General features: G+C 68.9%; 4 protein-coding genes and 1 pseudogene. 1 reads left to right on the top strand and 4 read right to left on the bottom strand.

All coding sequences use genetic code 11. From position 1 onward, the window contains the following. Both RWR81_RS11145 and RWR81_RS11140 read right to left on the bottom strand, forming a co-directional pair. Positions 1-1,454, bottom strand: a pseudogene (locus RWR81_RS11145) (transcription-repair coupling factor); the annotation flags it as partial. A 10-nt stretch (positions 1,455-1,464) separates the two neighbouring features. Next, complete coding sequence (locus tag RWR81_RS11140) at positions 1,465-2,850, bottom strand: hypothetical protein (RefSeq protein ID WP_314457782.1); 1,386 nt, start codon at positions 2,848-2,850, stop codon at positions 1,465-1,467. Between the two features lie 486 nt (positions 2,851-3,336). Between RWR81_RS11140 and RWR81_RS11135 the strand changes: the two genes are divergently transcribed. After that, complete coding sequence (locus RWR81_RS11135; protein ID WP_314457780.1) at positions 3,337-5,232, top strand: chain-length determining protein; 1,896 nt, start codon at positions 3,337-3,339, stop codon at positions 5,230-5,232. Positions 5,233-5,261: 29 nt separating this feature from the next. Here RWR81_RS11135 and RWR81_RS11130 read toward each other — a convergent pair whose 3' ends face one another. After that, positions 5,262-7,103, bottom strand: a complete 1,842-nt coding sequence (locus RWR81_RS11130; protein WP_314457778.1) for a hypothetical protein — start codon at positions 7,101-7,103, stop codon at positions 5,262-5,264. Between the two features lie 741 nt (positions 7,104-7,844). Further along, positions 7,845-8,064 (bottom strand): LPXTG cell wall anchor domain-containing protein (locus tag RWR81_RS11125; RefSeq protein WP_314457776.1); only part of this gene is annotated, 220 nt, incomplete at its 5' end.

Below are 8,064 nucleotides of genomic sequence, written 5' to 3'. Positions count from 1 at the left end.
ACCGAACCGTCGGTCTCGGCGGAGGCGGCCGGGTCAGGGGCCCAGTCGCCGTCGCGGCCGAGCTCGGCGACCTCGGAGAGATGGTCGACGATGCGGGCGGGTACGTCGCCGTCGCCCAGGAGCTGAGCCATGCGCCGGCCGGGTCCGGGGCCGTCGGTTGCGACGACGACGGTCCAGCCCTGGCGGGCCAGCCGGCCCAGGTCGGCCACCGCCCGCTCGAGCTCGCCGCGATAGGTGTGCGGGTCGCTGAGGTCCAGGCGGGTGGTGTCGGGGCCTGCGGCCAGGGCGGTGAAGGACCACCAGCCGCGGTTGGAGGACAGGGCCAGGGCCCGGGCCTCGGCCAGGTGGGCGAAGGCCGCGGCGGACAGGTCGACGGGGACCGTGCCGCCGGAGGCCGCCGAGGTCCAGGCCGCGGCGAGGAACTCGGTGGTGGTGGCAGTCAGATCCTCGGCGCGCTTGCGCACCCGCTCGGGCTCCAGCAGCACTGTGAGCCGGTCGCCGACGAGGTCAAGCAGCGGGACCATCGCATCAACCAGGACCGGGGCGAGGGACTCCATGCCCTCAACGGCGATGCCCTGGCTGATCCTCTCCAGCATGTCGGCTGCGCCGGGGACGGCGTCGGTCAGGGCGGCGGCGCGCTCGCGCACCGCGTCGGTGAGGACCAGCTCGCGGCAGGCGGTGGCGGTCACGGCGCCCAGCGCCTCGATGGTGCGCTGGTCGGCGACGGCGAAGGAGGAGACCTCGTCGATCTCGTCGCCGAAGAAGTCCACGCGCACCGGCCTGGGCTCGGAGGGCGGGAAGACGTCGAGGATGCCGCCGCGCACGGCGTACTCGCCGCGGGACTCGACCATGTCGACGCGCGTGTAGGCGGCGGCCTCCAGACGGCGCGCGGTCTCCTCCAGGCCCACAGTCAGGCCGGGGGCCAGCTGGACGGGCTCGAGCTCGCCGAGCCCGGCGATGACGGGGGCCAGCAGGGCACGTACGGGGACGACGAGGACACGGATCTCCCCGCCCTCCTCGGGGTGGGCCAGGCGGCGCAGGACGGACAGGCGCTGGGCGACGGTGTCGGCGCGCGGCGAGAGGCGCTCGTGGGGCAGGGTCTCCCAGGCGGGCATGACGGCGACGTCGTCTGCCGGCAGGTAGCTGCGCAGGGCCAGGGCGGTCTCATCGGCCTCGCGGCCGGTGGCGGTGACGACCAGCAGGGGCGTGCCGGAGGCTTCACCTGCGTCAGTCCCCTTCCGCCCGATGGCGGCCGAGCCGGCCGACTTTGCATCGTCGCCGGCGACCCGGTCGACGCCCTCCTCGCCCAGGGCCATGGCGGCCAGGATGGCAGGACGGGCGCCAGGCGCCACAACGAGGCTGTGGTCGGAGCGCGAGCGGGAGGAGGCGGCGCGAACGGTGCGGGCGATATCGGCGTCGGCGAGCAGCGGGGGCAGGAGCGCAGTCAGGAGCACGGCCGCGAGTCTAGTGATTCCCCGCCCCGGTACCACCGGCGCAGTGGGTGGCAGAGCGGGCCGGCCGACCGGCGAGGGCCCCGTGGGAGCGGTCGCGACTGCGGAGCCGGTTCCAGGGGTTGTCGCGTCCAGCGACGACGCCCACACCCCCACCAGCGGTGTTGTTGCGACTCTCCAGCAGGACGGAGAGCTGCGCCGAGGCCGCCATGCCGGCGATGAGCCACACGACGGTACCGATCTGGGTGATGAAGGCGACCGTGCCGTAGGCCGGGATGAGGCTGAGCAGGGCGATCTGGGCGGAGTTGGAGCGCTGGCCGAGGGCCCGGGCCAGGTAGACCAGCATCCCCAGCATGACGAGCACCACAGGAATCCAGCCGAAGCGCAACGCAGTCAGAAGCAGGTGGTTGTCGATGGAGCTGTAGCCGCTCCAGGCGACAGAGTCCCCTGACCTCTGGTAGGCCGAGGACAGTCCCAGCGGCTTGAGCTGGCGCACGAGGACGAGGATGTCGCCACGGTAACCGGCCGAGTCCTCCTGCTCACGGCCGGCCTCGTCGAAGACGCCCAGGATGTGGGGCAGCAGGACGCTGCCCACAGCGACCAGGGCCGTGAGGAAGCCCATCCGCCATAGGGCGGGGATATTGGTGTGCACCTGCATGAGGCTGAGAACGACCGCGATGACGGCACAGGCGATCGCTGTGCGGGAGAAGGTCGGGATGGTCGCCCCCAGGACGAGGACGCCGGCCGCGATCCGGTAGCCCGGCCTCCACCTCGTGGCCAGGATGAGCGGGATCCCCGCCGCCAGACAGACTCCCAGGGCGATGGGGTGGCCGAAGGCCCCCTCGACACGGGTAAAGCTCCCCCGGGCCAGGGACGGCGCCCATTCCTCGTAGAGGTTGTTGTGGACGGTGATGTAGTTGAAGGGGTTGACGGTGGTGACGGCCTCAAACAGCGCCAGCACCGACACCACGATCCAGACGATCGCCAGGACCTCGGCCAGGCGCCGCAGTCCGATCCGCTCCACAAGCAGCCGCCCGGCCAGGTAGGCGGGCAGGGCCCCGAAGACGACCTCGGACAGGAGGTAGTTGAGCGGTGTGCCCATGGCGACGGCCAGGCCCGCCAGCCCCCATGCGGTAACCACCATGAGGTCCCCACTGGTCAGACGCCACGAGAAGCCGGGAAGAAGGGCGACGATCACCAGGAAGCAGGCCAGGCTGGCCGGAGGCACGTTGGGGTCGGCAGGAATCATCACCCACACCGGCACGAACCCGATGACGCACATGACCAGTCCCGCCCCGACGATAGGACGACGGTGGATGCGGTCGGCCACGAGGAGCAGCACCGCCAGGGCCACCGCCGCCATGGGGAGGATGATGAACAGCGTCCTGGCCAAGGACATCGTTCCTCCTTTGAACTGCTGACCGGTCGGCGACCGGCAGACGGGCTTGCCGGAGCACTCCGGCGGCACGCCCGTGGTCTGCTGGGTGCCGTGGGAACTGTCGGAGAAGACGCTGGGAACCTCTCCGATACCCTGACGGAGGTCAGGGGGTCGGAAGAAGTCCGCCGGCCTCAACCGCATCAGGCCGGCTCCGGCACCTTCTCCACTGCGTTGACGGAGGTCCCGAAGGTCCTCGCCCGCCGCACGGCCCCGGTGAAAGACTCACCACATCATGGGAACCCGCGCAAACGGAGACTCCCGGCGTGACCGGGGGCGCAGCGAAGGCTACTACAGTCACTGAGACCCGAGCGTGATCTTACGGTTAAGGTTGGCCCATAGCCTTTTGGCGTCCTGACGGATCCGAGGATCCGTCAGGACGCCGAAGACGCCGGAACCGACCAGATCCAGACCGGCCCCAGACCGACCCCAGACCAGATGAGGAGCAGCGTGCAGCCTTCGCAGATCCTCCACGCCATCCGCAGGAATCTTGTGGCCTGCCTCGTCATCCTGCTCGTATGCACCCTGGCCGGGCTGGGAATCGCCCTGTCGACGAAACCGGTGGCGGTGGCAACCACCACCTTGGGCATCCAGCCCCAGTCCAAGGACTCCCCCTCCTTCTCAACCCAGGCCAAGGAGCTCATGCCCACCGTGGTGGAGCTCTCCACAAGCCCGAAGGTACTGGAGCCGGCAGCGAGCTCCCTGAAGATGAAGGCCTCTGACCTGTCGGACGCCCTGACAGTCACCAACCCGCCCGAGACTCTGGTCCTGACCATCACCGCCAAAGCGGACAGCAAGCAGAAGGCCACGAACATGGCCCAGGCGACGGCGGCCTCCCTCAACAAGGAGATCTCCTCCGGCGACCTGCTGGGCAAGGAGGCCCTGGGGATGACGACGAGCACGACGTCGCCGGCCACCACGGACAACACCACCCTTGAGCGCCCCGGTGCCCGTGCCGCAGCAGTCTCTGGGCTACTGCTGGGCCTGCTGGCCTCGATCTCCTACGCCATGCTCCGTCACCGCCGCAGCGCAGAGCCCGGCGCCGAGCATGGTGAGCAGGACGGATCGGGGCGCGTGATGGACGTCCTGCGTGCCCTGAGACAGAAGGCCTTGACCCTGCTACGGCCAAGTCCGCCTCCAGCCCAGCAGCAGGCACCGGACTCCGACCAGCAGCTCCAGGCTCACACTCAGCCTCAGCCACCGGTCACGCCCTCCCCCGAGGCCTCTTTCTCACAGGCCGCCGGGCACGCTCAGCCCCCCGGGGCCATTGCCTCCCAGTCCGCGTCCACTCCGGTGCCTGCTCTGACCTCGTCGCCCCAGCAGCCGTCCACCTCATCTCTGCCCTCACCTGCCTCGGCGGCCGCGGTGTCGGGATCATCGTCGGTCTCGGCTCCGGCCTTCGCCGCGCAGCAGGCGCCCGAACAGACGACCGCGATGCCGGCAGTGTCCGCGCCGCTGCGCTCCGCCGTCTCCGCAGGAACCGGCTCCCCCGTGCAACCCCAGTCTTACACGCATGCTCCTCTGCCACCACCGATCCCTGTCCCTGAGGACCTGACGGTGCCGGCATCGCCCTCGGTCGCGGTCCAGCCGTACACGTCGACACCTGTTTCCGGAAGCCACCGTTCCCCAGGCCCCCCCGACGCTCCCGCTCAACGCAGCACCGCTCTTCCCACTGGACAGACGGTCCCGGCATCCTCCGCGTCTCCGGCCGGAGCCCCTTCCTTCCAGCACCCGCCCACTTCGGCGGCATCCGCCGCTCCGGTTCACGGCCGGCGGCGCGTCTCAGCACCAACATCGACCTCGACCCCGGGCATTCCCACCCGCCGTCGTATCGTCTCGCCGTCAACGGGCCGGCAACCATCGCCGACCGAGTGGCAGGACGCCGCCTCGCTTCCGACGACGACGAGCCGTCGTCGGACCAGGACCCCGCTGCCGCCATCTGAGACTGACACAGCAGCCCACCCCCCTCAGGCCTCGCCCCGCGGCCAGGAACCCGGCCCGGATTCGGGCTCCGGCCCCCGCCCGCCGTCGGCGCGTCAGCAAACGCCCTCGCGTCGACAGCTCCAGGCCCGACGTCGGCGGATGTCCAAGCCGCGACTGACCCTCGTGGCGCCGCTGACGGAGGAGCCCGCTGCTGAGACCCGTCACCTCACGCCGGTTCAGGTCTCGGTCAGCGGCCGTCACCGCAGCCCCGACCCGCCGGATGCCCCACCACCCCCTCCTCCGCCGCCGTCGATCCACCCCGGCCGGCAGGCGGCCTCCGCCGTCTCACCGGAGCCGTCGACCTCAGCGCTCTCCATGGCCTCGGTCCGACGTGGTGCACAACCGCCCCGCCGCTCCTGGTAGTCAGGATTGTTTTCAGCCGGATCCTGGCCCTATCCCTGACCGCCCCTGACGCCACCGGCCTGATCCGCATTCCTGTCGAAGGCCTTGGAGACCGTGACATTGGGGGTCTGGGCGGTGATCGTGTTACCGCTGGGGTCGGAGACCACGAGGCGATAGGTGTGCTCACCGCTCGGGCTGCCGATGTCCTTCAGGGTGTGAGATCCCAGTGCCCAGCGGGTGTCGTTGATCTTCTCGGTGGCCACTGGCGTGGTCTCGTCATCGCGGTAGAGGCTGTAGGTCAGGGTCGGGTCGTCGCGGTCCCAGGTGGCGGTGAAGCTGACGTCGACCGAGCCCGACGCAGTCGCCTCGGCCTTGGCCGCCAGGGTCTCAGCCTTGCCCTCGGGCGGCAGCGTGGGCTGACCGGCCCGCTTGGGGTAGCGCACGATTCCCTGCTGGATCTTGCCATCGGCCTCGATGAACTCACCCACCATGAGGACGTACTCATCGGTGACGTCAACCTTATAGGCTGCCTGGGACATGCCCGTCTTGGTACCCGCCTGCAGGCCCGGGTACCAGCCGACGATCGTGGGGCTCTTGTAGCCCGAGGTCGACCAGTCCTGGTAGCCATCGACTACCCCCTGGTGACGGATGGTGATGTCGGGGCTGTTGGTGAAGGCCATGGCGCGCACGTACAGGGGGTGCGGACCGTCCTTGCGAACCTCGGGCATGTTGGGGAACCCGTAGATGGTCTCGCAGGAGTGGGCATGCCCGACCGTGTAGACCATCTCCTGGGTGGGGGCGATCCCGTAGGTGTCACCGTGGCAGGGCTCGAGCCAGACGAGCTCACCGTTCCAGTCGGCCTTGAAGGCACCCTCCAAGTTGGCCTCGTCGAGGCGCCCGACGGCGGAGTAGGCGGTGGCGTAGAACCCGGCATCGTCGACGGCGATGTCGAAGACGGCGGCCTTCTGTCCGGCCACGCGCACGGCGTCATTGACGGGCATGGGCAGCAGCTCGGCGGTGGTGGCATCCAGGAGCGCCATCCCGTAGCCGGGCTTGCTCGAGCCGTTGATCGAGGAGAAGGAACCGCCGACGACGACCTTGGAGTGGTCCGGCGAGACGTCGATCGCGTAGACCTGGGCATTGGGCCCCTCAGCGGAGGCGGTCCAGTCCATGAGCTCGCCGGTGGAGGCCTTGAGGGCGGCCAGCCGGACCCGCTGCTGTCCGTTCACCTTGGTGAAGTAGCCCCCGGCATAGAGAGTGTCTCCGGCGACTGCGATGTCCTTGACGGTCGTGCTGAACACGGGGCTGAAGGAGGAGATGAGGGTTCCGTGGTCCTGGGAGACGTCAAAGGCAGCCAGGCGGCTGTGCCACTCGCCATTGACCTGATCAAACTCCCCAGCGACGTAGAGGGTCTTGCCGTCCTCGGAGAGAGCCAGGCTCCGTCCCGCACCGTTGAGAGTGGGGGTGAAGTCCTCAATGAGCTCTCCGCTGTGGATGTCGTAGGCCAGGATGTTGGAACGAGGAACCTCCTGCTGCCCCTTGGGCGCTCCGGCCGGACGGGCGGCCTGGAAATCGCCGACGACGTAAACCACGTCTCCAACGACAAGCTGCCCCCAGGCGACGCCGTCGATCTGGGCAGTCGGCAAGGGAGCGGCCGTGTACGGAGGTTCCTGGGACGACTGGCCCGTCGGGTCGGAGTCCCGGCCGGCGGCACCCGAGTTGTCACCCGCTTCCTGAGAGCTCTCACCGTTGTCGCCGCCTGAGTCGGCACCGTCCCCCTCCCCGGCAACCGCTATTGGAGCAGCAGGAGCAAGGAGCATCACCGAGGCAATGAGGAGCGGAAGGAGAGACAGGATGATGAGGAATCGGGGGGTGTAGGAGCGGTGTCGCACAAGAACCTCCGGGACGTATGGCTGCGAGCATGCCTGCGGATCAGCGGCATGTCGGTGGCGTGCGAGATGGATGCGTGCGACACACACCGCCATTCGACCACCTGCAACGATGACTGATTCGGCCGGTAGGGCGCATTATCACGGGGCCTTCACCAGGAGAAATGGAATTTCCTCGGTGTCCCCGTCATGCAACCGCATGACGGAATCATGCTGCATTAATTACCGGTGAAATTACTGTATCTCCGGGAGGCTTCCCTCCGTCATGGGTAGCACTGCCCACGAGAAGGCCCTCGCCAGACCCGGGTCACGGGTCTGGCGAGGGCGACTCCCTGCTCGCCCAGGGCCATGGCGGCGAGCACGGCGGGACGGGCGCCGCGACGCCTGGTATCACAACGGCCGGGCTGGCGATCAGCGCGAACAGGAGCGTCACCGCGAGGGTTCTGACGCGCCCGGAGGCGGGAGTCGTCATAGACAGATTCGTTCTTCATTGTGCTAGAGCGGGGGATTCGACGGCGAATATCACCGTCCAGTCATTGTGCTGATGGCATTAATGGTGTTAACAACCAACCTTCAGGCACAGGTCAACAGATGTCTTGCGTGGGATGGGACGTTCCTTATGCCCCACTGAGGACGTACTCAGTCGAGCTCTGACGCGGAACGCCCCTGACAGACGGCTGTCCCCGGGACCGCGAGATGCGGTCCCGGGGACAGTCAGGTCAGGGGAGCGTCAGCTCCTCTGCGTCAGCCGTTGTAACGACGACGGGCGACGAGCACCGATCCACCACCGAGGGCGGCACCCGCAATGAGGAGCGGGACGAGGATCGAGGCACCGGTACTGGCCAGCGGCTCATCCGGGTCGGTCGAAGACGTGGCCGTGGGCTCGGCCGGCTCGGCTGTGGGCTCGTCCGTGGCCGTGGGCTGGTCCGTGGGCGTGGCCGTGGGCTGGTCCGTGGGCGTGGCC

It is taken from the genome of uncultured Actinomyces sp. (genome assembly GCF_963526355.1).
Taxonomy (GTDB): domain Bacteria; phylum Actinomycetota; class Actinomycetes; order Actinomycetales; family Actinomycetaceae; genus Actinomyces.
This window is presented reverse-complemented; position numbering and strand designations above follow the sequence as displayed.

What these genes read in the sequence shown, in the direction of transcription:
- RWR81_RS11140 (WP_314457782.1), bottom strand. Translation starts at nt 2,850, where the DNA reads ATGTCCTTGGCCAGGACGCTGTTCATCATCCTCCCCATGGCGGCGGTG.